The organism is Antarcticibacterium sp. 1MA-6-2 (assembly GCF_021535135.1).
In the GTDB taxonomy this organism is placed as follows: Bacteria; Bacteroidota; Bacteroidia; order Flavobacteriales; family Flavobacteriaceae; genus Gillisia.
Genome location: NZ_CP091036.1, coordinates 2,154,620 through 2,178,008, shown reverse-complemented (window position 1 = coordinate 2,178,008; position 23,389 = coordinate 2,154,620). Strand labels below are relative to the sequence as shown.

Annotated in this window: 27 protein-coding genes and 5 pseudogenes; 22 read left to right on the top strand and 10 right to left on the bottom strand. The window is 38.1% G+C overall.

The features are described from left to right. Window positions 1-86: 86 nt before the first annotated feature. The 22 genes and pseudogenes from LZ575_RS11030 to LZ575_RS10940 all read left to right on the top strand — a co-directional run bounded on the left by LZ575_RS11030 (window position 87) and on the right by LZ575_RS10940 (window position 14,967). The gene (locus LZ575_RS11030; protein ID WP_235330639.1) at window positions 87-248 is read left to right on the top strand and encodes a hypothetical protein; all 162 of its coding nucleotides are present in this window, start codon (window positions 87-89) and stop codon (window positions 246-248) included. After that, complete coding sequence (locus LZ575_RS11025) at window positions 202-666, top strand: hemerythrin domain-containing protein (protein ID WP_235330638.1); 465 nt, start codon at window positions 202-204, stop codon at window positions 664-666. The genes LZ575_RS11030 and LZ575_RS11025 overlap by 47 nt, the downstream gene beginning before the upstream one ends. A gap of 22 nt (window positions 667-688) precedes the next feature. Beyond that, window positions 689-1,147 carry a hemerythrin domain-containing protein gene (locus LZ575_RS11020; RefSeq protein ID WP_235330637.1) on the top strand — a complete coding sequence of 153 codons (459 nt, stop codon included), beginning with the start codon at window positions 689-691 and terminating at the stop codon, window positions 1,145-1,147. 112 nt (window positions 1,148-1,259) lie between these two features. Then, window positions 1,260-2,066 carry a universal stress protein gene (locus tag LZ575_RS11015; RefSeq protein WP_235330636.1) on the top strand — a complete coding sequence of 269 codons (807 nt, stop codon included), beginning with the start codon at window positions 1,260-1,262 and terminating at the stop codon, window positions 2,064-2,066. A 316-nt stretch (window positions 2,067-2,382) separates the two neighbouring features. Beyond that, window positions 2,383-2,673 (top strand): annotated as a pseudogene (locus LZ575_RS23645) (MFS transporter); the annotation flags it as partial. A gap of 10 nt (window positions 2,674-2,683) precedes the next feature. Next, window positions 2,684-2,821, top strand: coding sequence for a hypothetical protein (locus LZ575_RS23640; RefSeq protein WP_311196144.1), 138 nt, complete (start codon window positions 2,684-2,686; stop codon window positions 2,819-2,821). Next, a complete protein-coding gene (locus LZ575_RS11010) occupies window positions 2,814-3,872 on the top strand; it encodes an MFS transporter (RefSeq protein ID WP_311196079.1) in 1,059 nt (352 codons plus the stop codon). Before LZ575_RS23640 ends, LZ575_RS11010 begins: the two co-directional genes overlap by 8 nt. 26 nt (window positions 3,873-3,898) lie before the next feature. Further along, entirely contained in the window at window positions 3,899-4,207 is a 309-nt protein-coding gene (locus tag LZ575_RS11005) for a hypothetical protein (protein WP_235330635.1), read from the top strand. A 23-nt stretch (window positions 4,208-4,230) separates the two neighbouring features. Continuing rightward, window positions 4,231-5,451, top strand: a complete 1,221-nt coding sequence (locus LZ575_RS11000; RefSeq protein WP_235330634.1) for a hypothetical protein — start codon at window positions 4,231-4,233, stop codon at window positions 5,449-5,451. 242 nt (window positions 5,452-5,693) lie between these two features. Further along, window positions 5,694-6,749 (top strand): MFS transporter, encoded by a 1,056-nt coding sequence (locus tag LZ575_RS10995; protein WP_235330633.1) that lies wholly within the window; start codon window positions 5,694-5,696, stop codon window positions 6,747-6,749. Window positions 6,750-6,767: 18 nt separating this feature from the next. Then, on the top strand, window positions 6,768-7,898 hold the full coding sequence (locus LZ575_RS22560; RefSeq protein ID WP_255702938.1) for a molybdopterin oxidoreductase family protein: 1,131 nt from the start codon (window positions 6,768-6,770) through the stop codon (window positions 7,896-7,898). Further along, window positions 7,831-8,337, top strand: a complete 507-nt coding sequence (locus LZ575_RS22555; protein WP_255702937.1) for a molybdopterin oxidoreductase family protein — start codon at window positions 7,831-7,833, stop codon at window positions 8,335-8,337. Before LZ575_RS22560 ends, LZ575_RS22555 begins: the two co-directional genes overlap by 68 nt. Before the next feature lie 43 nt (window positions 8,338-8,380). Then, window positions 8,381-8,989 carry a molybdopterin oxidoreductase family protein gene (locus tag LZ575_RS10985; protein WP_235330632.1) on the top strand — a complete coding sequence of 203 codons (609 nt, stop codon included), beginning with the start codon at window positions 8,381-8,383 and terminating at the stop codon, window positions 8,987-8,989. A gap of 167 nt (window positions 8,990-9,156) precedes the next feature. After that, window positions 9,157-9,727 (top strand): annotated as a pseudogene (locus LZ575_RS10980) (4Fe-4S dicluster domain-containing protein). A 171-nt stretch (window positions 9,728-9,898) separates the two neighbouring features. Beyond that, window positions 9,899-10,255: a ubiquinol-cytochrome c reductase iron-sulfur subunit gene (locus tag LZ575_RS10975; RefSeq protein WP_235330631.1), complete on the top strand. Its 357-nt coding sequence runs from the start codon at window positions 9,899-9,901 to the stop codon at window positions 10,253-10,255. 2 nt (window positions 10,256-10,257) lie between these two features. After that, complete coding sequence (locus LZ575_RS10970) at window positions 10,258-10,542, top strand: DUF6755 family protein (RefSeq protein WP_235330630.1); 285 nt, start codon at window positions 10,258-10,260, stop codon at window positions 10,540-10,542. 256 nt (window positions 10,543-10,798) lie between these two features. Further along, window positions 10,799-11,569 (top strand): GTP 3',8-cyclase MoaA, encoded by a 771-nt coding sequence (locus LZ575_RS10965; RefSeq protein ID WP_235330629.1) that lies wholly within the window; start codon window positions 10,799-10,801, stop codon window positions 11,567-11,569. Beyond that, window positions 11,566-11,841 carry a hypothetical protein gene (locus LZ575_RS22550; RefSeq protein ID WP_255702933.1) on the top strand — a complete coding sequence of 92 codons (276 nt, stop codon included), beginning with the start codon at window positions 11,566-11,568 and terminating at the stop codon, window positions 11,839-11,841. Before LZ575_RS10965 ends, LZ575_RS22550 begins: the two co-directional genes overlap by 4 nt. A 7-nt stretch (window positions 11,842-11,848) precedes the next feature. Next, entirely contained in the window at window positions 11,849-12,748 is a 900-nt protein-coding gene (locus LZ575_RS10955; RefSeq protein WP_255702932.1) for a molybdopterin molybdotransferase MoeA, read from the top strand. 191 nt (window positions 12,749-12,939) lie between these two features. After that, a complete protein-coding gene (locus LZ575_RS10950; RefSeq protein ID WP_235330628.1) occupies window positions 12,940-13,479 on the top strand; it encodes a molybdenum cofactor guanylyltransferase in 540 nt (179 codons plus the stop codon). Between the two features lie 127 nt (window positions 13,480-13,606). Continuing rightward, window positions 13,607-14,523 (top strand): annotated as a pseudogene (gene moaCB / locus LZ575_RS10945) (bifunctional molybdenum cofactor biosynthesis protein MoaC/MoaB). Window positions 14,524-14,619: 96 nt separating this feature from the next. Further along, window positions 14,620-14,967, top strand: coding sequence for a cupin domain-containing protein (locus tag LZ575_RS10940; RefSeq protein ID WP_235330627.1), 348 nt, complete (start codon window positions 14,620-14,622; stop codon window positions 14,965-14,967). Between the two features lie 111 nt (window positions 14,968-15,078). Here the strand turns inward: LZ575_RS10940 and LZ575_RS10935 are convergent, their stop codons facing one another. The 10 genes and pseudogenes from LZ575_RS10935 to LZ575_RS10890 all read right to left on the bottom strand — a co-directional run bounded on the left by LZ575_RS10935 (window position 15,079) and on the right by LZ575_RS10890 (window position 23,242). Next, the gene (locus LZ575_RS10935) at window positions 15,079-15,519 is read right to left on the bottom strand and encodes a universal stress protein (protein ID WP_235330626.1); all 441 of its coding nucleotides are present in this window, start codon (window positions 15,517-15,519) and stop codon (window positions 15,079-15,081) included. A 305-nt stretch (window positions 15,520-15,824) separates the two neighbouring features. Next, a complete protein-coding gene (locus tag LZ575_RS10930; RefSeq protein ID WP_235330625.1) occupies window positions 15,825-16,403 on the bottom strand; it encodes a Crp/Fnr family transcriptional regulator in 579 nt (192 codons plus the stop codon). 401 nt (window positions 16,404-16,804) lie between these two features. Further along, window positions 16,805-17,224, bottom strand: coding sequence for a hypothetical protein (locus LZ575_RS10925; RefSeq protein ID WP_235330624.1), 420 nt, complete (start codon window positions 17,222-17,224; stop codon window positions 16,805-16,807). A 61-nt stretch (window positions 17,225-17,285) separates the two neighbouring features. Then, window positions 17,286-17,636: a GreA/GreB family elongation factor gene (locus LZ575_RS10920; protein ID WP_235330623.1), complete on the bottom strand. Its 351-nt coding sequence runs from the start codon at window positions 17,634-17,636 to the stop codon at window positions 17,286-17,288. A 66-nt stretch (window positions 17,637-17,702) separates the two neighbouring features. Continuing rightward, window positions 17,703-18,981: pseudogene (locus tag LZ575_RS10915) on the bottom strand (Glu/Leu/Phe/Val family dehydrogenase). Between the two features lie 364 nt (window positions 18,982-19,345). Then, window positions 19,346-20,682 (bottom strand): annotated as a pseudogene (locus LZ575_RS10910) (sigma-54-dependent transcriptional regulator). A gap of 4 nt (window positions 20,683-20,686) precedes the next feature. Then, window positions 20,687-21,532 (bottom strand): sensor histidine kinase, encoded by an 846-nt coding sequence (locus LZ575_RS10905; protein ID WP_235330622.1) that lies wholly within the window; start codon window positions 21,530-21,532, stop codon window positions 20,687-20,689. Window positions 21,533-21,576: 44 nt separating this feature from the next. Beyond that, window positions 21,577-21,786 carry a hypothetical protein gene (locus LZ575_RS10900; RefSeq protein WP_235330621.1) on the bottom strand — a complete coding sequence of 70 codons (210 nt, stop codon included), beginning with the start codon at window positions 21,784-21,786 and terminating at the stop codon, window positions 21,577-21,579. Window positions 21,787-21,883: 97 nt separating this feature from the next. Beyond that, window positions 21,884-22,216: a hypothetical protein gene (locus LZ575_RS10895; RefSeq protein WP_235330620.1), complete on the bottom strand. Its 333-nt coding sequence runs from the start codon at window positions 22,214-22,216 to the stop codon at window positions 21,884-21,886. A 237-nt stretch (window positions 22,217-22,453) separates the two neighbouring features. Then, complete coding sequence (locus tag LZ575_RS10890; RefSeq protein WP_235330619.1) at window positions 22,454-23,242, bottom strand: discoidin domain-containing protein; 789 nt, start codon at window positions 23,240-23,242, stop codon at window positions 22,454-22,456. Window positions 23,243-23,389 lie beyond the last annotated feature (147 nt).

Genomic DNA, 23,389 nt, shown 5'->3' with positions numbered 1-23,389 from the left:
GCTGGGACTATCAGCAATATGAAGGAAAAATTAGAGATATTGTAGAAGACAAACAAATAAATGTAAATAATCATAAAGACAGGTATATGCTTATTCAGGAATTTGTAAAGGAAAATCTGGAAGGAATAAAGCTGAAGCAGGGTGAGATTAATTCCTGTCCCACCTGTAATTGTGAGGAAGAAAATAAAATAAAAACAACGAATGAAGAAACCTATAAAACGACACGACGCGCTAAAACCTTTGAGTAGAGAACATCATCATGGATTACTACTGTGCTGGAAAATTCGGCAGGGATTTAAGTTTAATGTGGAGCCTCAACGAATGAAAGACTATACCCAATGGTTTAAAATAAATTATCTCGATCCCCATTTTGAAGCAGAAGAAAAGTTTATTTTTCCTGTTTTGGGTGAGGAACATGACCTCATAAAAAGAGCATTGGCAGAGCACCGACGTCTAAAACGCTTATTTAATCAGGATAATGAGGTTGAAAAAGCCCTTCATCAAATTGAAGAGGAACTGGACTTACATATTAGGTTTGAAGAGAGAGTGCTTTTTAATGAGATTCAGAAGGTTGCTACTTCAGGACAGTTAGCTGAAATTGAAGAACATCATGAAGGAATTCATTTTTCTGATGATAATTGGAAAGATCAATTCTGGATCTCCTGATTCAAATACATATCGTTTTAAAATGAATAGTTCAAAACCACAAGTTGCTTTAAATAGTCTCAGCAAGGACCATGATGAAAGTCTAAAATTTTGTTCCAGAATCAGGAACGGGCTTTCAAATAAAGTGAAACCGGAAAGGATTCGCAGTTATACTGACTGGTTTAAAAAAAATTATCTCGAGCGGCATTTTGAAACTGAAGAAAACCTAATTTTTCCGGTTTTAGGAAAAAACGTACGGGTGAAAAGAGCAATAGCAAATCACCGTAGGATTAGGAAGTTATTAAGTTGTGGCTGTGAAAATGAAAAAGTTCTCCACCTCCTGGAGGAAGAATTGAGCAGGTACATACGATTTGAAGAGCGTACGCTTTACGCAGAAATTAAAAAATTAGCAACAGCAGAGCAACTTTTTGAATTTGAGAAGTTGCACCAAAATCTTCACCTTCCCGAAGAACAGTGGAAGGATAAATTTTGGCTTGAATAACAAATTTTAAGAACAAAAATCTTATTTCATATTAGATAAAATATTGAAAATCTGACTTTAATCATTTTTGAGCAGATGTAAGTAGTTTAATTTCGTCTCATAGAAAAAAGCTATGAACGTCCTTTTATTATCAGATTTTTCTCCCGTTGCAATTAATGCTACCCATTACGCAATGGATGTTTTACAAGATAAGCAGGTAAACTTTTATCTGTTAAATATTTTTGATCCCGACCCCGACGATTTAGAAAAATTTGCAGGAGCAGGTAATTTAACAATCTCTGGAAAATTAAAAGAAAGAGTAGAGAAGCTACAGCAAAGATCGAAGGGGCGACAGCATAAGATAACGGGTCACTATTCTGAGGAGAAATTAGTGAATAAAGCCCGCGATTTTGTGCAACAACATAAGATAGATCTCATTGTTATGGGAGCCGTAGGAAGGGAGCAAAGTACTTCTAGCATTCTTGGAAGGCATACATTTGAAATTATGTCCAAGATCAAATGCAATATTCTTGCAGTGGCTGAGGGTAGTGAGTATAAGAAGCCTAAAAAATTAATAATGCCCCTGGATTATACAGCATCCTTTGGGGAGAAGAATATCAGCTTTCTTAAGAATTCAGGAGTCTTTAATAAGGTGAACCTTGATGTTTGGGAGCTTGCAGGTTCAGGTGATGTTGAAAACTTAGATCACCTTGAAAAGAAAGGAATATTCTCTGCTCTAAAAGATTTAAATATAAAATTTTCCCCACTTCAGGATTCCGCTTTTACGGACAAAACTATATGGATGGATGTACAGAATAAATTTCACCTCATAGTTTTATTAGGAAAAAATTTAAGAATATGCGATCGCTTGTTGCACAACAGGCATGGATTATACGCTACAGTTCCAAACCAGTTGCCTATACTGGTTCTGCACGATTAGTGCCTACCTCAGTTGTTTCTGTTTTTCCCAAATTTTCTGAGTATAGAATTTGTCAGCTCTAGTAGATTGGATAAATTAATCTTTGTTCCTAATTAATTTAAAAACCTCTTCTGTAGAAAAGGAATCTCTCATTTATTAGCATAATTAAATGTGTGTTTTTAACTTTAAAGATCTGAAATTGATGATATTCATCATTTTATTTGTTTAAATAATCCAACATTTTTGCATCGTCCAAAAAAATGTTATCTGTACCCTAAAATTTTTTATAACAAAAAAAATATACATCCCAACGCACCATTAATTCTACTTATAGATTATGAGCAGACCATCTTCTACCGCGCATAGAATGTTATTTCTAAACACTCTGGCATTTACTATTTGTTTTGCAGTCTGGATGTTTAACGGAGTAACTGTTACATTTCTGGTAGACAATGGTTATTACGATTGGTCCTCCGTGCAAATAGGATGGTTACTTGGTATACCCGTACTTACAGGCTCAATTTTTAGGCTCCCACTAGGAATTATGACAGACAAATACGGAGGAAAATGGGTTTTTGGGGGATTGTTACTTGTTAGTGCAATTCCCATGTTTTTACTTCAATATGTAGATTCTTTTCTTGGCTTTGCGTTATGTAGTTTTGGATATGGTCTTACAGGAGCTTGGTTTTGCGGTAGGAATTGCCTACACTTCTGTATGGTACGAGAAAGATTGGCAAGGTCGTGCATTAGGTATTTTTGGTGCGGGAAATGCTTAGTGCCGCATTAACTACACTTCTGGCTCCAACAATCTTATTATCTCTAACTAAAAATGGGGCCGATATGGAAAACTGGAGAATTCTTCCGGTTATATATGCTGCCGTATTGGTTTTAATGGCATTAATCTTCGTAATCTTTGCCAAAAATAAGAAACCTGCTACTCAAAGAACTCTTACCAAATTAATGCAGCCTTTAAAGAGTATTCGCGTTTGGAGGTTCGGGCTTTATTACTTCCTGGTCTTCGGATGTTTTGTAGCTTTTTCACAATGGCTTGTACCTTATTATGTAAATGTTTATTACCTCCCTTTGGTAACAGCAGGAATTCTTGCTGCCGCCTTTAGTTTCCCATCAGGAGTGATTCGAGCTTTAGGAGGATGGATGAGTGATAAATGGGGTGCCCGAAAAGTTATGTACTGGGTTCTGGGATCCTCTTTAGCTATAAGTTTTCTTCTGATTTTTCCTAAAATGGAAATTTATTCCCCCGGTAACGGGATTATGGCGAAGAAAGCAGGGGAAGTAACTTATGTTTCTGAGAACAAAATAGTTGCGGCAGGCATAGAATATAGTGTTATTCCAAGGGACGAAACTAATCTTAACACAGTTGAAGGGGATTTTGTATTTCCAAAAAAAGAAACCTGGCAGGAGTCTGTAGTACAGGAAGGACAGCGGGTAGAAAAAAAGGAACTTTTAGCAAGTGGGGAAACAAAGATATTCTTTGAAGCCAATGTATGGGTCTTCACTTTCCTGGTAATTATCCTGGGAAGTATCTGGGGAGTAGGCAAAGCTGCGGTATACAAACACATACCTGAATATTTTCCCGAAGAAGTTGGTGTAGTAGGTGGTATGGTAGGAGTTTTAGGGGGTTTGGGAGGTTTCGTTTGTCCCATCATTTTTGGTTATTTTCTCGATGGCACGGGACTATGGACCAGCGCGTGGATTTTTACTCTGGTTCTTTCAGCTATTTGCCTGTGGTGGATGCATAGAACAATTCAAAAAATGATGCACAAGGAGCAGCCAAAACTCATGCGCCAGATCGAATCTAAAAAATAATACTAAACCTAATTAAACCAAATAATATGAAGACTAATCTGGAAGAATGGAATGTTGAAGATCCGGTGTTTTGGGAACAAAAAGGTAAAAAAATAGCCTATCGTAACCTCTGGCTTTCCATTCCGGCGCTTTTATTATCTTTTGCAGTATGGATGATGTGGAGCATTATTACTACCAAGATGAAGGAATATAACTTCCATTTTGGGATGATCACTCCAGATATGTCTGAGGATATGGTGAATGAGCAGTTGGCCAGAATTAATAACCTTTACTATACATTGCCTGCAATAGCAGTCTCGCAGGAGCTACCCTTAGGATCCCGAATTCTTTCCTGATAGCTCTTGGAGGAGGGCGTAATGTGGTGTTTACTACAACTACACTATTATTAATTCCGGCTTTTGGAGTAGGGTTTGCACTGGCAGACCAATCAACATCCTATTTTACATTTGCAATTCTCGCCCTTTTGTCAGGGTTCGGAGGCGGAAATTTTGCGTCATCTATGAGTAACATCAGTTACTTTTTTCCGAAAAGAATGCAGGGAACATCTCTTGGTCTCAATGCGGGAATTGGAAATCTTGGAGTGGGTATCATGCAGAAAATGATTCCCTTTGTTATTGGAATTTTTCTATTTTCCGCTGTGGGAAGTGAAGGTGAAGTCGTAGAAGACCAACCACTGGCAGGATTGCAAAATGCGGGGTGGATATGGATTCCCATTGTATTTGCAGCCATAGCAGCTTTTTTTGGAATGAACAATGTCATCACAGGAACTCCCAAACTTCCCACTACCATCCAGGGAATAGCAAAAACTCTCTTTATGGTATGTATAGGACTTGCAACTGCAGCTGTGGGATCCTATTTGCTGGTTGGTCTTGAAATTAATATGTGGATAGTTTTACCCGTTGTGGTAATTCTCACTTTGCTTCTAATGAAATACCTTAGCCCCGGGGATATAAAGCAAAGCCTTAACAAGCAATTTTCAATTCTTAACGATAAGCATAACTGGATCATGACTATTATCTACACGATGACTTTTGGTTCCTTTATTGGCTTTTCGGCGGCATTTCCCAAACTTTGTCAGGATATTTTTGTTTATACAGATCCTTTAGATCCTCAATATACCAATCCCAATGCGCCAGATTTTCTTACCTGGGTTTTTATTGGGCCTATGTTGGGAGCCATTGTTCGGCCCCTGGGAGGTTGGTTTTCTGATAAGATTAACAGCGGCTCCCGGGTGACGACCTATAGCACAATAGTAACCGTTATTGCCACTATAGCCGTGGCTTATTTCATAGTGCAGGCGAGAGAAAGTTCAAATCCAGAAACTTACTGGTGGCCGTTCTTTGCTTGTTTTATGGTCTTGTTTGTTACCACCCAGTATAGGAAACGGTTCCACTTTCCGAAGTATTCCTTATATCTTCAGCAAAGAAAAAGCTGGGCCTGTTCTGGGTTGGACATCGGCAATTGCTGCCTATGGTGCTTTTATTATTCCGCAGGTATTTGGAGAACAAATTCAAATGGGAACTCCGGAGTTTGCTTTGTACGGGTTCGGAATATATTATCTGGTGTGTCTGGGTCTTAACTGGTGGTACTATGATAGGCCTTCCTCTGATATTAAATGTTGACCAGAGCTAGACCTAATGATGAGCTTGTGAGAAAGAGCCATATCAAAGGATTTTTCATATTCCGTTTATGACTATCAGCTGGTATTTAGATTGACTTTAAATTACCCGTCTGGCCTGACGCATTTTTGCCAGTCCTCTTCAAATTTCGTTATATTTATGTTATCCTGAATTTGTTGAACCTTTAAAGCTTCCAACAGCTATGTATAGACTTTTCAAAACTTTGGATAAAATAGCTTTAATAAAAGCCACCATAGCCGCTGTTCTTATTATTGTTTTGGTGCTTGTAGGTTCCAGAAATCTTCAAAATTTTGATCCTGCTTTAATTGCATATCTAATAGGGACTGTTTTTGCCGTTTTTGGAGTAGCGTATCGATATTCAGTTTGGATTCAAAGGCCGCCAACAAGATTGTACTGGCGCCGCAGTATGCAGTTTCTCTTTAGCAGATTCTTTTTTCCTTATTTATGGCGTTCTATAAGGTTATTTTTTAAAAATATACTGGCACAAAGATTTATTGCCCATAGAAGTAAGACGAGATGGTTCGGTCATTTTATGCTCGCAACAGGATGTTTAATCGCATTTGCAATTACAATTCCTCTAACCTTTGGATGGATTCATTTTATTCTGAAACCTGGAGACGATACGACTTATTACGCTTTGTTATTTGGATTTGAGGCCGGGTCGTTCAGCCTGGGATCACCACTTGCTTTTATTGCTTTTCATGGGCTTGTTTGGTGTTCAGTACTGGTAACAATTGGAGCAATTATAATGATGAAAAGAAGGTTTACAGACGGAGGTTTAATAGCAACTCAAACTTTTGAAAATGACTGGCTTCCTTTAATACTTTTAATAGCAATTTCAGTTACCGGATTAGGGATTACCTATGACTATACCTTTTTAGGCGGAAAAACCTACCAGTTTATGGCTGTAACTCATGCTATAACTGTGATTCTGTTCCTGGTTTGGTTGCCCTTTGGAAAGTTTTTCCATATTTATCAGCGTCTGGCTCAGTTGGGAGCAAATCTTTACAAAACGGAAGGTAAGCGCAGGGGAATGGCGGTATGTCCTCACACTCACGAAGAATTTGCAACGCAAACTCACATAAATGATCTCAAAGATGTAACTAAGGATCTGGGGTTTAATTACGATAAAAAAAATGGGTCTAATCATTTAGACTTAAGTCCAGAGGGAAAACGTTCAGCGTTGGCTGTAGCACACTTAAATGCAAGAAAAGAAGCCGGAAAATTCTTCGGCTAAAAACAGAAAGAAATAATAATGGCAAAACTTCCGGTTTCAGTCGATAAAATAATAGAAGATTTTGGGCCTCATAAAGCCTATGCCCCACAAACAGGATTCCAGGGAAACAAGGAACCCGATAAGATGGTGAAAACACATTGCTGTTACTGCGGAATGCAATGTGGCATACAATTAAAAGTAAAAGATAATAAGATTACAGGTTTTGAACCCTGGATGGAATTCCCTTTTAATGAAGGCCGTCTTTGTCCTAAGGGAGTAATGCGATATATGCAGAACAATCATCCCGATAGGTTAATGGATCCTATTGAGCGGGTGGAAGGAAAAGGTTTTAACCCGGTGACCTGGGAACATGCGATGAGCAGAACTGTAAGTGAGATTAAAAGAATTCAGGAAACCTATGGAAAGGATTCCTTTGCTATGCTGTCCGGAGTTTCACTTACAAATGAAAAAAGTTATATGATTGGAAAGTTTGCCCGTGTAGCTTTAAAAACCGCAAATCTTGATTATAACGGAAGACTTTGCATGGTAAGTGCCGGGGGAGGGAACAAAAAAGCCTTTGGACTGGACAGAACATCAAATAGCTGGGCTGATCTTAAACATGCTGAAGTTATATTGGTTGCAGGAGCAAACATAAGTGAAACTTTTCCTACCCTTACCCATTATATCTGGCAGGCGAGGGATAATGGTGCGAAATTAATAGTTGTAGATCCCCGCGTGATCCCACTGGCACGAACTGCCGATCTTCATTTACCCATAAGACCGGGAGGAGATTCTGCACTATTTGGGGCAATTCTTAAGATAATGGTCGATAATGACTGGCTGGACCATGATTTTATCGATAATTATACTTCCGGATTCCAGGAAACAATAGATGCCGTTAAAGATTACGACTTAGATTGGGCTGAAGAACATACCGGAATTTCAAAAGATCTCATTTATCAGGCTGCGGAAATGTGGGGTAAAGCAAATACAAGTTTTTTACTTCATGCCCGCGGTATAGAACACCACACGAAGGGAGTAGAAAATGTACTAAGCTGTATCAACATAGTTTTAGCATCCGGCCGACTGGGAAGACCTTATTGTGGTTACGGTACTATTACTCTACCAGGGAAATGGCCAGGGAGGCAGGGAGCACGGTCACAAATGTGATCAATTACCGGGTAACCGTGATATTACCAATCCCGAACATCGTAAATATATTTCAGAAGTATGGGGCATCGACGAAAAAGATATGCCTGGAAAAGGTTTATCTGCCTATGAACAAATAGAAGCAATTCACCGTGGGGAAATCAAAGGGATGATTTCCATATGTTTCAATCCGCTGGTTTCCCTTCCGAACAACAATTTTGTGCGGGAAGCCCTGGAAAAGCTTGAATATTATATATGTATTGATACCTTTCTTAGTGAAACTGCCCGTTATGCGGATGTTGTAATGGCAGGTTCTCTTCACGAAGAAGAAGAGGGAACAGTAACCACTGCGGAAGGAAGAGTGGTAAAAATAAACCAGGCAATAACCCCGCCTGGAAATACACGAAGGGATGGACAGATCTTGATGGAACTGGCCGACTTAGCTCGGCGAAAAAGATAAATTCAATTTTGCTACAAGCGAAGATATTTTCAATGAATTAAGAGTGGCCTCAAAAGGAGGAACAGCCGATTACTATGGCATTACTTACAAAAAAGTAGTTGATAATATGGGAATCTTTTGGCCGTGCAAGACTTTAGATCACCCGGGGACGCCAAGATTATGGGAAGATAAAAAATTTGAGACTCCCGATAGGAAAGCACATTTTAATCCTGTGAGGTACCGTCCAGCTTCTGAAATGCCCAATAAAGAGTATCCGGTTGTATTAACCACAGGAAGGGTAGTATCGCAATATTTGAGCGGAACATCAACTCGTAGAATTGGAAAGTTACTGGATCAATATCCGGAACCATTGCTGGAAATACATCCCAGGCTGGCATTCCAGTATGGAATAGAAAATCATGATTTGATTAGGGTGAAAACCAGAAGAGGAGTGGCAGAATTTCCTGCACACGTGGTAGAGACTATACGCGAAGACACCGTTTTCATACCTTATCATTGGGGAGGGAAACATTCAGCCAACCAGTTGACAATTGATAATTTAGATCCAATTTCGAAAATTCCTGAATTCAAAGTCTGTGCCTGCCAGTTGGAAAAAACAGGAAGAAAAGGATCTCAGCATCGCACGGATACTGCTTATCAAAGTTCATTGTAGTTTAGAGTGGACAGTGGATAGAGGACATTAGAAATTGAGAATATAGAAAATAGAATAAAGAGAAGAGACAAAAACCAGAAGACAAGGAATTTGAACCTTGAACCTTGAACCTTGAACCTTGAATCTTAAACTGAAACAGACAATTACTAACCTTTAAATATCAAATTATGCCGGAAACAAATTATGATCAGGAAATGGCTTTTTTCGTAGACATGCAACGTTGTATAGGTTGTCACGCCTGTGAAATGGCCTGTGCTGAATGCGAAACGAACGGGCAGGAAAGTATGATACACGTGAATTATGTGGATAGACAAAAAAGTCCACAAACCACCGTGCAGGTGTGTATGCACTGCGAAGATCCAACCTGTGCTAATGTATGTCCGGCAGATGCGATATATCAGGATGAATTTGGGGTGGTACATTCTGCAAATACTTCAAGATGTATTGGGTGTTCCAATTGCGTTCTGGCCTGTCCTTTCGGCGTTCCGAAAAAAATGGAAGAAGCTGAATTAATGATGAAGTGTAATTTGTGCTATGACAGGACAAGTGCAGGAAAAAAACCAATGTGTGCAACTGTATGTCCAAGCCAGGCCCTTTTCTATGGAACAAGAGCAGAAATTGAAAGAATGCGGCCGGATAGCGAGCTTAGTAAACTCATTCTTTTTTGGGCAGCAGGAAGTTAATACCAAAGTCAATATTATGATGCCTAAAGGAACTCATTCCTTAATCATCCCATAATTTTTTCACTCATATGGCACGAGAAAATTCAGAAAGAGAACCTAACTGGAAAGAAGATTTTCCCATAGAAAGTAAAAGGGCTACCCATTAAGCCGCAGGGAATTTGCGAAATTCCTGGGACTGCTGTCTGGTGCATTTGCAATTAGTAACGGGTTTATTGTAATACGTGCAATGGCTTTTCCGTCCAAACCATTGGAAGGGGAACACTTTGTAGTAAATGAAGATGAGGTTCCTGTTGGAGAAATGTTCCAGTTTGAAATTCAGGGGGATAAGCATATACCATATATCCTCATACATCTGGAAGAAGATCAATGGCGCGCTTTTGAACAAAAATGTACCCATCTTACCTGTGCAGTGAGATACAGCCGGGAAGAAAATAAGATCGAGTGTCCCTGTCATAACGGATGGTTCAGCGCAGACACCGGGGAAGTGCTACAGGGCCCACCACCACGGCCATTGCCTCAACTGGAAGTGGTTGTAAGAGATGGGAAAGTATACGTTAAAGAAGAAGAACCTCAAAATGCTTAAAGATGAGTAATTTTAGAAGATCCCAAAACGAAGCGCATCCAAATAAAACCAATACAATCCTCACAGGAATTATATTGCTGCAAATACTTTTAATCAGTATGCAAATTTGGTTATTGTTTGGGGCGTTAAATAATGCTCTGGAAGAGAATTTCTACTTTGCTTTGACTACATTTATAGGTTCAGCTATCATGGCAATTTTCGCAATCTGGATCCTGAAGTATTTACCTGAACCATTAAAAAAGGGTCCCACTAAAAAGCCTATTGTTGATGTTAGCAGAAATCCTTAGTCAACGGAATTATACCGTTTTCTGAGGTAATTTAAAAATGACTCAATGCTTACAGATACCCACTCCAGAATTCACAGTTATCTAAGAATTTCATTAACTGATAGCTGCAACTTCCGCTGCCAGTACTGTATGCCTGATGAAAATATTCAGTGTTTGCCAAATAAACACCTTATGCAGGTAGACGAAATTGAGCAGATAGCCACGACTTTTGTGAGCCTGGGGGTGAATAAACTCAGGTTGACTTAGCGGGGAGCCAATGGTGCGGAAGGAATTTCCGGAGATCCTAAGACGGTTGTCGAAATTACCTGTAGAGATCAGCCTGACCACAAATGCAGTGCTCGCCCACAAATATATTGATCATTTAAAAGCGGCGGGAGTACGCTCCCTGAATATTAGCCTTGACACTCTTGATGCCGAAACTTTCAAAAAAGTTACAAAAAGGGACCAGTTTCAGCAGGTTTGGGATAATATATTGCTGCTCTTAAAAGAAGGTTTTAGAGTAAAAATCAATGCCGTTGCAATAGAAGGAATTATTGAAAAGGAGATCCTGGATTTTGTGGAGATCACCAGGCATTTACCGCTGCACGTGAGGATGATCGAATTTATGCCTTTTGAAGGAAACCACTGGAACAGTAAGAAAGTAGTGACTGCAGGGCAGATGCTGAAATTAGTGGAGGCGGAATACGATATGGTAAAATTAAAAGATGCGCCACACGATACCGCTAAAAAATACAAAGCTATAGGGCACGAAGGAACTTTCGCTTTTATAACAACGATGAGCGAACATTTTTGCGGCGATTGCAACAGGATGCGTTTAACTGCTGATGGAAAGATGAAGAATTGCCTCTTTGGAAGTGAGGAAATGGATCTGCTGGGAACTTTACGGAAAGGAGAAAACATAGAACCTTTGATAAGACTTTCAGTTCTTCGGAAGCATGCCGTGATGGGCGGTCAGTTTTCTAAATCTTATAAAGGCGCAGATGCCACTCAATTGAAGAACCGGAGCATGATCAAAATTGGCGGATGATCTCAGTTACTGAAGCACGAAGAATACTTTCAGAAAATTTAGAAAGAGCAGAAAAGACTTTGGTCGCTTTGCAAAATAGCCGGGGCAGGATCCTGGCCGAAGATGTTTATTCCCCTATTGATGTTCCATCCTTTGATAATTCAGCTATGGACGGATATGCTTTAATATTCGACGGAAAGAGAAATGAGTGGAAGCTGGAAGGAGTAATTCAGGCCGGGGATACTTCAGTAAAAAACATTTCAGAAGGAAAAGCTATAAGAATATTTACTTAGTGCAAAAATGCCTGAAGGGGCAGATACTGTAATTCAGCAGGAACTTATTGAAAGCAATGATGAAACCGGAACAATATCTTATTATAAGGACAAAATAGACCCAGGGAGCAATGTAAGATTAAAAGGATCTCAATGTAAAGAAGGAGATTTGATTCTTAAGTCGGGAACTTTAATCACTCCGGGGGCGATTGGATTATTGGCTTCGGTTGGTGTAAGTAAGGTAGCTACCTATTCTCTACCATCAGTTGGATGTATTATCACAGGGGATGAAATAAAAGAGGTGGGGAGCACCTTAAAAGAAGGGGAGATCTACAACTCCAACGGCCCAATGCTCGAAGCTTTTCTTAATGAAGTAGGAATCTTGAATACTACTCATTACAGAGCAACAGATGATAAGGACGAGCTTCAAAAAGTTATGGATGAAGCATTACAAAAACACGACTTTTTGCTCCTTAGTGGAGGAATTTCTGTAGGAGATTATGACTTTGTAAAGCAGTGTCTTGAAAAAGCAGGTGTGAAGGAGTTGTTTTATAAAATAAAGCAGAGGCCGGGAAAACCTTTGTTTGCAGGTAAAAAAGATAATAAATGGATATTTGCACTTCCCGGCAATCCCGCCTCGGTACTTAGTTGTTTTAATCTTTATGTCAAACCCTGCCTGAAGTTCCGGTTGGGGTTTGATAACGTATGGTCGCCTGGCCAGATCCTTCCTCTCAGGGAGGATCAATTGAAAAAACAAGGATTCACCTTCTTTTTAAAGGGCCGAATAGATGGCGGTGAGATAAAAATATTAGATGGTCAGCAGTCGTTTAATTTACAAGCTTTTAACACTGCAAATTGCCTGGTAGAACTGGAGGAGCAAAACGAAATCGTAGAAATGGGCACACCCGTAAAAGTTTATAATTTATAGAAGATAATGGTATTGAGATTTTTTATTGATCTACTCATATTGCTTTCGGTTTTAGCTTTTTTCTACCTCATGGAGAATAATAGAAGAATTGGCTTTGCATCTGGAGAGGTTGCAGCCAATATATTTCGTTTTTTATGAAGCGGGTGCGGCGGGTGGAAGCCTTTGTTTTGGCAGGAGGGAAAAGCAGTAGGATGGGCAGAGATAAAGGAATGATGCTGTTAAAGGGAAAACCTATGATTTCTCACATTCTGGAAGCTTTTAATGAAGCTGAAATTCCTGTAAATATAATAGCCAATGACAGTTCTTACGAATCTCTGAGATTTCCCGTTTTCGCCGATATAGTTTCTGAAAAAGGGCCAATGGGGGGCTTGCTTACGGCAATTAAATATTCAAAAGCTGAGGTGATTTTTTTAGTTAGCTGCGACATGCCTTTAATTTCCTCTAATGCCTTAAAACATTTTTTTGAACTGGGGGACAGGGAACATATTGTGGCGGCAACTGTAGAGGAGAGGGTAAATCCATTATTTGCACTGTACCCGGTTTGCCTTCAACAAGAATTAGAAATAAGGATTGCTGAAGGTCGTTTAAAAATGACTGATATGATCTTAGAAAACAAGCACATTTTAGTTCCTTCTATAGCTGGAGAAAATCCACAACTTTTTAGAAACGTAAATAATGAAGAGGATTTTAGAATACTGGAAGACAACTGGAATCATTTAAGTAAAACCTAGACGGTAAAATTAAAGTGGGAGAGAATATTTCAGAAAATGGGATAGGGTGGAAATTTTAAAGTCCTTTTTAAATTTTAAGATATTTAAAAGGAAGTGGAAAGTAAATACAGTATTAAAATAATAATTCATGGTTAATATCACGCATAAAAGCAATACTCTTCGCAAAGCCATTGCACAGGCAGTAGTGCGAGTAAGCACCCCCGCAACCATCACTGCAGTAGAAGAAAAACGAGTGCCAAAGGGGGACGTTTTTGAAATGGCTAAGACCACGGTCTTTTCGCTGCCAAACGCACCAGTGATATGATCCCCGATTGTCATCCCCTGCCTATTGAGTTTACAGAAATAAAATTCAGGATTGAAAATCTTGAGATCTATGTGAGCGTTGAGGTGCATACTATATATAAAACAGGAGTTGAGGTGGAAGCTATGCACGCAGCTTCGGTAGTAGCACTTACAATGTACGATATGTTGAAACCCATTGATAAGGGGATTAGTATAGAAGCTATAAAGCTCCTCGAAAAAAAGGGAGGTAAAACAGATTATCGTAAAGTGGTTGAAGAGAATCAGCTGTTAGCTACTGTCATAGTATGTTCAGATTCTATATCTGAAGGTGGCAAGGAAGATCGTGCAGGGAAGGTCATTATCCATAAGTTGCGGGCACACCAGGTGGGCATTGAAGATTATATTATTATTCCCGATGAAGTAGATACCATCCGGAAGCTGGTAAGAAAGAAATGCGATTCCGGAGTAAACCTAATTATTCTTCCACTTAGCGGCACAGGTCTTTCTCCACGTGATGTTACACCGGAAGCTATAACCCCACTTTTGGATCGTCCTATTCCAGGCATTGAAGAAGCCATAAGAGCTTATGGGCAGGAGCGGACTCCTTATTCTATGTTGTCCCGATCTGTTTCCGGATTAATTGGGGAGACTTTGGTCCTTGCTTTGCCGGGCTCTACAAAAGGTGCAGAAGAATCTATGGATGCAATCTTTCCGGCTGTAATTCATATCTTCCGGGTATTGGCAGCTTTTAAACATGACTAAATCATTTTTTCAGGTTCTTTTTAACTTTTCCTGATCATGATCATAAAGTGACCTTGGCTATAGGGTTAATTTTGTATTGAATTTAAAACAGGAATTATGAAATATGCATCATTAACAAATGAACTGGAGTATAACGACGGTAAACCTGCGGTTAAAGTTTTAATGGATACTGACAGTAGCAGGGAGATAAGAATAACAATGAGACAGGGGCAGGTAATGAAAGAACATAAAACTCCCTTTCCTATTGTAGTGGAAATTTTTGAAGGGCATATTACTTTTGGAGTTAAGGGTGAGACCCACAATCTCGTTAAAGGAGATCTGGTTTATCTTGAAGGAAGCGTACCCCACGATCTTAAAGCTGAAGAAGATAGTACAGTAAGACTTACTCTCTCAAAATCTGATAGTGCCGAGAGAGTAAAAGGTGTAGCCGACAGTTCTTCGTAGAGTAGAAAGTAGTGCAAAATATAAAAAACCGGGATTATCCGGTTTTTTTATATTCAAATTCTTTTAAAAATAATATTGTTAATGATACCAGATCAAGGGTATGATAAATAATTATTGAAGTGGGACCGCCAGAAGAGGAATCTTAAGTTCATCAATAAGGTCTTTCTTCTTATTTTCAGTAAAAAGTCCATAGAGGAAATTTCTTTTCCTATGCCCGGCGACCACAAGATCAATATCCCGCTCCTCCACAATTTTTTTTATAGATTTTATAACAGATCCCTCAATTAGTAAACCTTCTGCTGCAACCTGGTGGGTTTCGGTGAGTTCGTTTGCCCATTGCTTTATGGCAGCGGCTTCTTTCTTATTGTTTTCAGCCAATCTATCATAAAGATACTGCGGGCCCGCCTCGCGGCTTATAAAATCTTTAGGAACTGCTTCTGTTACATGAATAATCCAAATTTTAGCATTATTGAGTTTTGCAATCTCAACTGCGTGAGCAGTCAATTGATCAGCCTCTTTAGGTTCATCTATGGCAACAAGTATATTTTTCATAGGATTTAATAATTATTTAAAGTTACTAAAATTTATGATTTTTTGAAGTAAGTTAGCCATCTCATTTCGAAGAATAGGTGAGATAATCATAACGAATTTCAAAACTTGAGTTCTTAATCTTCTTTGATTTAATAGGGAGAAGCCTAAGAGTGTTTTAAAAGGTAAAATTCACTATTCACCTACTCATCTTTCTCTAAAGTAACATAAGCTAGAGGAATGTTTCTTCTGATGATTTGGCTGCAAATTTTCAGGTGAGCAATTAAAAAAAACCAGGACTGTATAAACTCAAATCGAAATACGTGAAATTATTCGAAAGTAATCTGGCTTCGAAGGCGGCTTAGGGTTTCCCTCGTTACACCAATATATGAAGCTATCATATGTTGAGGAACTCTTTGTACAATATCAGGAAAATCCTGAAGTAATTTAATATAACGCTCTTCAGCAGTAGTGCTCATTGTACCCATAAGTCTTTTCTGGGTTGCAATTAGGTTATTTTGTATGAGAATTCTAAAATATCTTTCAAAGGCCGGAACTTCTTTAAGCAATAGATCCCAGGAAGAATTAGTGATTAATAATAGTTCACTGTCCTCAAGCGCTTCAATATTATATTCTGAAGGTTCCCCTGTAAGGAAGCTATAAAGATCGGCCACCCACCATCCCTGCATTCCAAATTGAAGAATATGCTCGTTCCCCTTTTCATCTATAGTATAACTGCGAAGCAGTCCCTTCTCTACAAATGTGGTATAAATGCATGGATCACCATCTTGAAGAAGAAATCGTTTCCTACGGAGTTTCTTGGGAATAAAAAGTGTTTTTGCGTATTCAAATTCCTCATTGGAGATTATAATGGTATCAGAAACTTTCTTTTGAAGATATTGGTACATAACCAAGATTTAGTATAGCATTGTGTGAAGCAGAAATCCCTTTTACGTAAGCCTTTTCATGGGAGAAAAAACTTCGCTTTAAAAATAGTAAAATAAGTACAGTTGGGATATTAATTCCCTAAGATATAAACTCTCGTGGTTGAGCAAATTGTTATGAGTACAGATCTTTTAGAATAAAAAATTATGCATTAAGGATCAATTACCTGCACTCTTTCTTCAATTGATTTAAGCCAAATTGTAAGTTTAAAAATTGTTTAATTATGTCCACAAATGTGGATAATAAAAAACATCTCCTGAATTTCTGCAGGAGATGTTGTAGCATAAGTTAAGATTAAAGCTTTGTAGACCGTTCTTTTAGATAACTCTTTGAAGCAAAATTTGACTGTAGATCCAACCAGGTTTTACAAAAATTTTTTAATCCCTTTTAGTAGGTGGGAAAACAACATTGTTTTGAGGCTTCTATTTTGCTGGAAATAATTTTCTATTTCCAGTTTAAACTTTTGGTGAGTGTTCAAAAAGAAAGTTTCACAGTGAATATCATCACACTCCTTCATTCCTTCCTGTTCTATTAAAAAATCTCTGAGTTTATGAGAGACCTCATCTGTCTTCTTTTTCAACATTTCCAGTTCCTCATTCAGGAAATTAATATCCTGTTGATTTAGATCTGTTTTCTTTATAAGTGAAGAAGCAAAAAGTTCGAGATAAAATTGATTCTCATTATCCAGATATTGAACTTCGGAATACCAGTTTTTTACATCCCGATAAAGATTTAAACCTTGAATATCTTCAGAATTATAATGTTCTTTGATTAAATCATCCATTTATAATGTTTTTTATACGAGTTCTAATTGCGTCACATCAATAATTTTAATTGTTCTTTCATTAAGCAGGGAAATGCCATAATATTTCATCCCCTTCTGCGTATCCCATTAAAGCCAATCCCATTGGAGCTAAGACAGAAATCTTATTCTGCCTGATATCGCTTTTGTCCGGGGTAACGAGCTGGTATGTCTTTTTTACATTATAGGCAGTTTCTATTGTAACTATTGAATTGAACCTAATCACATCCCCGGGCATATCTTTGTTTGGCAATACTTTGGCTTTGGCGAGTTCTAAAGTCAACTTTTCTATAGAATTTTTATAAGTTTGATCTTTATGATAATGTGCCATGCTCATAATGCGTCGCAAAAGCTCATGTTCTTTCTTTTCAATTACTATTACTCCGTATTTCATAGCTTTCATTTTTGTATCATTTAGGATCTGTGATCCAATTTCGTTAAATATTTTAGAGTTTTGAACTTATGGGAATATACCTCGTTGTACATAGGCTGTTTCAATCCGCGAAATTGCAATTATGTATGCTGCAGTTCTCCAGTCAGTATTTCTTGTGGCAACTTCTTTTTCTACTTTGTTAAAAGCTTCAGTAATTTTCTTCTCTAGTTTTACCATCACCTCTTCAATTCCCCAAAGTTCACCGTTTCTATTCTGGAGCCATTCAAAATAACTTCCTATTACTCCGCCGGAATTGCATAAAATATCAGGGATTATTGTAATGCCTTTTTCCAAAATGATCTTTTCGCCTTCACTATCTGTGGGGCCATTTGCACCTTCAGCAATAATTTCAGCTTTTATTTTATAAGCATTGGCACTAAGTAATTTGATTTCCCAGGGCAGCAGGAATAAGAACATCACACTCTAATCCAAAAAAGTCATCAGGCTCCATTTCGTTTGCTCCTGTAAAACCTTTAATAGAACCTTTTCGAGGTTTGGAATGTTCGTAAAGGTCATTTACCTCAATACCATCAGGATTATACAATGTGGCATGAGCATCCTGTACTGCAAGTAATATTGCGCCTTCTTCTACAAGAAATTTTGAAGTCCAGTAGCCTACGTTCCCAAATCCCTGGACAATAAAAGTCTTTCCTTTTAATTCTTCACCTCTGGATTTGTATAACAATTTTATGTTTAAATATACCCCGTAGTAAGTAGCCCGATCTCTTCCTTCCAGACCGCCCGAGCCTATAGGTTTCCCCGTAACCACATGTTGATTTTGTGATCTTTCAGAACTGGAAATGGTAGACATATAAGTATCTGCAATCCAGGCCATAGTTTGAGCATTGGTATTAACATCGGGGGCAGGAATATCGTGTTCAGGACCAATGTTTTCTCCTAATGCGTAGGTGAATCGGCGGGTAATTCTCTCTAATTCAGAATCTGAATAATTTCTTGGATCAATTTGAATTCCTCCTTTTGCACCTCCATAAGGAAGACCCGCTAAAGAAGTTTTCCAGGACATCCACATTGCCAGAGCCTTGGCGGCATCAACATCTACAGAAGGATGATAGCGAAGACCACCTTTATAAGGACCCAAAGCATTATTATGCTGTACCCGATATCCTGTAAAAATTTCTACCTGTCCATTATCCATCTTTACGGGAAAATGAACAATTATTTCATTGTTAGTAATAGCCAGTATTTTCCTTATGTTCGGGTTTAAATCTATGAGATCTGCAGTGGCATTGAACTGCTGCATCACTGTTTCATACATTCCCTGCTTATTTTCTTTTATAGTTACCATATCTTTATTCAAAATGTTCACATTCTTTTTTGTTATTTTCCTGCCATACGCAATGGCTCCTATTATCACAATTAAAACAAAGACCAAAAGGAGATTTTTGTTTTTGAGAAAAAAGAGCCGTGTCCCTTAATTTTCTTCTTGGCTCGTCAATTAATGTTTTTATTAAATTCATAGCTTTTCTTTTATGTCAATCTTGTTCGCATCTTAAGACAAAGTGTATGCCCCACAATAAGTTGGTTATGATCAATGGAAATAACTGGCTGAAAATGAGCGAATTGAAGCAGGAATAAAATAGAGCTTGCTATTTATGACCGGGGAGAAAGGACCCGGTGGCGAAAAATCTCCCCGAATTGAAAAGAGGCAATTATTTTAGTTTTTGGCGAAGAGTTTTGCGGTCTATTTGGAGAATTTCTGCAGCCTTTGTTTTATTATTTTCAACTGCTGCCAGGACTTTAAGGATGTGAGATTTTTCAATCTCCTGTAGAGATTTTAAAGAAGTATCCTCAGTAGGTTGGGGATATTTTAAATAGCCTGGAAGATTATCTATCTCAATTTGACCATCGCTCATAATAATAGATCTTTGGATAATATTTTCCAGCTCTCTTACATTACCAGGCCAGGAATGTCTTATAAGAAGGGCTATGGCTTTTTCAGAAATTCTAATATTAGGTTTTCCATATTCCTGCGCATATTTCTTCAATAGAGTATGTGCTATGGGAATAATATCGTTTTGTCTCTCCCTTAATGGAGGAATACTAATATTAACGACATTGAGGCGATAGTAGAGATCTTCCCTAAAAGTTCCTTTTTGAACCATTTCATAAAGCTTGGCATTCGTCGCAGCAATCACCCTTAAATTGATTTTATGGGAAACCTGGGTTCCAATTCTTCTCACTTCCTTCTCCTGCAGCACTCTTAAAAGACTTGTTTGAACCTTAAGAGGGGCAGTTCCTATCTCATCTAAAAAAATAGTACCGCTTACTGCATATGAAAAAAACCGTCGCGGGTTTCATTGGCACCTGTAAAAGCTCCTTTAACATACCCAAATAGTTCTGATTCCAGGAGGTTTTCAGGAATTGCACCACAATTAACAGTGATAAAAGGATTGGCTGCAAAGGAACCTTTATAATGTATTGCCCGTGCAACCAGTTCTTTGCCTGTGCCACTTTCTCCCTGTATTAAAACAGTAGCCCTGTTGTTCTTTACTCTTTCAATGATATCAATTAATTCTTCAATCTGTTTGGATTGACCAACAATTCCTGCATACCTGATGTTTTCAGCTACACCTGTTACAGCATCCTTTTCAGTTGCTGTTGTTGAAGAAATTACACGCTGTTGTAAAGATTTTTCAACCGCATTTTTTAATTCGGCATGTGTAAAAGGTTTTACAAGATAATCTACCGCTCCCGATTTTACAGCCTCAACAGCACCATCTACAGATGGAAAACCTGTAATTACCAGTTTTTGAATTTCCGGAAAATGTTCATCGACATATTTTACAAGTTCCATCCCGTTTATACACGGCATTTGAAGATCTGTAATAACAAGATCGATACTTGAATATTTTAAAATATCCAGAGCCTCAGTTACAGAGGAGGCTTTATAAGTATGAAAATTTTGCGCCTTTAAATTTCGCTGAAGTACCTCCAGCATATCGTAATTATCATCAACGATGAGAATATTTTCCTTTTTCAATGGCATAGCATCAGGTACTTAAAGGTAATGTAATTTTAACTACAGTTCCATGTGGAGAGTTATCATAAGTAGAAATGGTACCCCGGTGACTTTTGACAATTCCGTGGACCACACTTAAACCTAATCCCGATCCTTCACCTAAGGGTTTGGTGGTGAAGAAAGGTTCAAATATCCTGGAACGAATTTCTTCTTTTATACCCGGTCCCTCGTCAGAAATTTCAATATATAAGTAGTTTTCATCGTCATAAACATTAATACCAATTTTCCCATTTTCAGGTGAGATATAGATGGCGTTAATAAGAATATTAAAGAGGACCTGGCTAAACTGGATACTATCGAATCTTGCTCTAATGTTTTCTTCTGAAATTTGAAATTCATGGTTCACCCCTGCCTTTTTAAAATTTGGTCCCAGTAAAGAAAGTACCTGGAGGACGAGAGGCTTTATATAAATAATATCCATATTTTGAGGCATTTCGCAGGCAAAGAACATTAACTTCTTTACCACCTCCCTTGAATAAATAGCAGACTTGATAATCTTGGAAATATCTGAAGTGATTTGGGGGTCATTGGAATTTTCAGCAATAAATTCAGCGAAACCAAGTATATTGCCTAAGGGGGTATTCAATTCATGTGCAATACCAGCGGTAATTTCGCCCAGGATTACAAGACGGTCATTGCGCTCTGCTGTTCGTTTTAATATTTCCTCCTTTTCCTTATTTTTTATCTTTTCATAAAAATTGCTAAGCTCGAATGCCACTTTTCGCAATAATTGTTTTTCTTCCTTTAAAAAATCCTTTTCTTTAAAGGTGGGAGAGGAGTAGAAGACACTTATAGAGCCTATTTCTTCATTATACAACTTGATCCTGTAATTTTGCGAAACATTGGGTAGGGGAATGGGGCTTAAGTGTTATATGAGGTGCCATGTATTAGTATTTCTACCGTGGCGGCTTCAGAAAATCTCCAGGCCTTCTTCAGGATGTATGCAATCTTATTTAAGGTTTCCGTTGTATTTTCTTTGTGCTTTGCTAAAACTGAAGAAACATTGTAAAGGCAGGATAACTCTTTAATTCTTTCCTGAAGTTTTTCTTCTGTTGATATGGGATGAGACATGATTAAGGTTAAGACTGAAAAAGGAAGTTACCAGGTTTGGAAAAATTTCTGTCAATTTCGGAAAAAGGATTTTTATGTAGAAGAAATTGGGTCAATTTTACTGCATTTTTAATACTGCCCAAAGTGCGATTAAAATTATCCAGGTGGAAATTCCAATAATTCTCTGTTTATTCCAGTTGCGAATAAAATAAAGAATTGCTCTATCAGACTCCGAATTAGTTTTAGGAAAAATTTCCTTGTTTGTCATTTTCTCATATTCCTGAAAACCCATTTTAAGGGCAATTCGTCCACCGGAGGTCAAATACAATTGGTTTTTTGATCTCTCCACCAAATCCATAAGAATGAGGATCCCTAATTTATTTGAAACCTCTGGCTCCTGAAGTAATTTACTTTCATTAGCCTCATTTACAAGTTTAAGAACCTGGTCCATTTTGCTTTTTCCATTGATAAGGCAATGACTGTGCCTTTAAAAAATATTTTAAGAATAATTCTTAATGCTCTTTAAATTCAATGCTTACGGGAGGTGTTAAGAAAAGGACGGCAATTGTTTCCGGAGAGAAATTACCCGGCACGGGAAATATTCCCTACTGCATAAAACCTGGGTTTGGGAACAAAAAAAGACCAGAGTTAGGGCTCTGGTCTTGGATAGCTAATTCGGGAGTTTTTGTTAATCAGAAATAACCATTAAACGCCATTCACTTATTTGGATAAGATTACTTCCATTATTGGCTGTTATCAATAATCTATAGTACTTAAAACGTTCTTCATTATTAACGTTAAATTCTTTGGTTTGATTTCTGTCACTCCAGGATTGGTCGGTTCTGGTGTCTAGGACTTCCCAGGTGGTACCATCATTAGAACCTTCCAGTGTCCAGGCCTTCGCATCTCTTTCGGGAGCGTCGTTTCCTGAAGTTAAAGTATATATGTCTACAGCCCGGGCTTCTGTTAATTCCAGTTGAACCCACATGTCTGTTCCGTATTCGGTAAGATATTTATTATTAAAGTCGTTGTCGATTAATTTAAGTGATCCCTCACCCGCATTTGGTCCCCCTCCATTTTCTCTGTTTACGGTAATAATTGCACCTTCTGTAACATCCTCTGGTCCAAATTCTGTTACAATAATTTCTGCAGTAGCCTCAAGTTCTCCATCTGCCGAGAAAAATCTTACGGTAGTAGTTCCCTCTTGTTTTGCTAAAACTGTTGCCGAGTAATCTTCGTTCATAGAAATATCAACTATGGAAGGGTTACTTGCTTCCCACTCATAATTCTTCTGTGGGAATACATTGGGTTGAAATATTGGGTTTACAACCAGTTCTTCTCCTATTATTAGTGCAGCAGAGGAAAGGTCAAGAACTACACCTTGCTCTACAAGTGGTGGGAAATCACGTTTTGCTTCACAGGATAAACTGGTAAAAGCCAGAATGCCTAAGAGAAAGATGATATTGACTCTGCTCATTATTAATTTGTTTAAGCTTTCCATCATATGGGTAATTTATTAGTGTTTTTGTTGTTTACTTAGTGTTGAACCTGAATCCCGATTTTATAAATAACGGTATTAGTAGCTGTAATAGGATCAGATAAATTTAACGGAATAAAAATACTA

Coding starts and splice junctions, on each gene's coding strand:
- LZ575_RS10890 (WP_235330619.1), bottom strand. CDS start 23,242: ATGAGCAGAGTCAATATCATCTTTCTCTTAGGCATTCTGGCTTTTACC.
- LZ575_RS11020 (WP_235330637.1), top strand. CDS start 689: ATGAATAGTTCAAAACCACAAGTTGCTTTAAATAGTCTCAGCAAGGAC.
- LZ575_RS10920 (WP_235330623.1), bottom strand. CDS start 17,636: ATGAAATACGGAGTAATAGTAATTGAAAAGAAAGAACATGAGCTTTTG.
- LZ575_RS10900 (WP_235330621.1), bottom strand. CDS start 21,786: ATGTCTCATCCCATATCAACAGAAGAAAAACTTCAGGAAAGAATTAAA.
- LZ575_RS10965 (WP_235330629.1), top strand. CDS start 10,799: ATGGTGCGGAAGGAATTTCCGGAGATCCTAAGACGGTTGTCGAAATTA.
- LZ575_RS11015 (WP_235330636.1), top strand. CDS start 1,260: ATGAACGTCCTTTTATTATCAGATTTTTCTCCCGTTGCAATTAATGCT.
- LZ575_RS11030 (WP_235330639.1), top strand. CDS start 87: ATGCTTATTCAGGAATTTGTAAAGGAAAATCTGGAAGGAATAAAGCTG.
- LZ575_RS11005 (WP_235330635.1), top strand. CDS start 3,899: ATGAAGACTAATCTGGAAGAATGGAATGTTGAAGATCCGGTGTTTTGG.
- LZ575_RS11025 (WP_235330638.1), top strand. CDS start 202: ATGAAGAAACCTATAAAACGACACGACGCGCTAAAACCTTTGAGTAGA.
- LZ575_RS10970 (WP_235330630.1), top strand. CDS start 10,258: ATGAGTAATTTTAGAAGATCCCAAAACGAAGCGCATCCAAATAAAACC.
- LZ575_RS10935 (WP_235330626.1), bottom strand. CDS start 15,519: ATGAAAAATATACTTGTTGCCATAGATGAACCTAAAGAGGCTGATCAA.
- LZ575_RS22560 (WP_255702938.1), top strand. CDS start 6,768: ATGGCAAAACTTCCGGTTTCAGTCGATAAAATAATAGAAGATTTTGGG.
- LZ575_RS10950 (WP_235330628.1), top strand. CDS start 12,940: ATGGGCAGAGATAAAGGAATGATGCTGTTAAAGGGAAAACCTATGATT.
- LZ575_RS10995 (WP_235330633.1), top strand. CDS start 5,694: ATGTATAGACTTTTCAAAACTTTGGATAAAATAGCTTTAATAAAAGCC.
- LZ575_RS22550 (WP_255702933.1), top strand. CDS start 11,566: ATGATCTCAGTTACTGAAGCACGAAGAATACTTTCAGAAAATTTAGAA.
- LZ575_RS10975 (WP_235330631.1), top strand. CDS start 9,899: ATGGCTTTTCCGTCCAAACCATTGGAAGGGGAACACTTTGTAGTAAAT.
- LZ575_RS10895 (WP_235330620.1), bottom strand. CDS start 22,216: ATGGACCAGGTTCTTAAACTTGTAAATGAGGCTAATGAAAGTAAATTA.
- LZ575_RS10940 (WP_235330627.1), top strand. CDS start 14,620: ATGAAATATGCATCATTAACAAATGAACTGGAGTATAACGACGGTAAA.
- LZ575_RS10930 (WP_235330625.1), bottom strand. CDS start 16,403: ATGTACCAATATCTTCAAAAGAAAGTTTCTGATACCATTATAATCTCC.
- LZ575_RS10925 (WP_235330624.1), bottom strand. CDS start 17,224: ATGGATGATTTAATCAAAGAACATTATAATTCTGAAGATATTCAAGGT.
- LZ575_RS11010 (WP_311196079.1), top strand. CDS start 2,814: ATGCTTAGTGCCGCATTAACTACACTTCTGGCTCCAACAATCTTATTA.
- LZ575_RS10955 (WP_255702932.1), top strand. CDS start 11,849: ATGCCTGAAGGGGCAGATACTGTAATTCAGCAGGAACTTATTGAAAGC.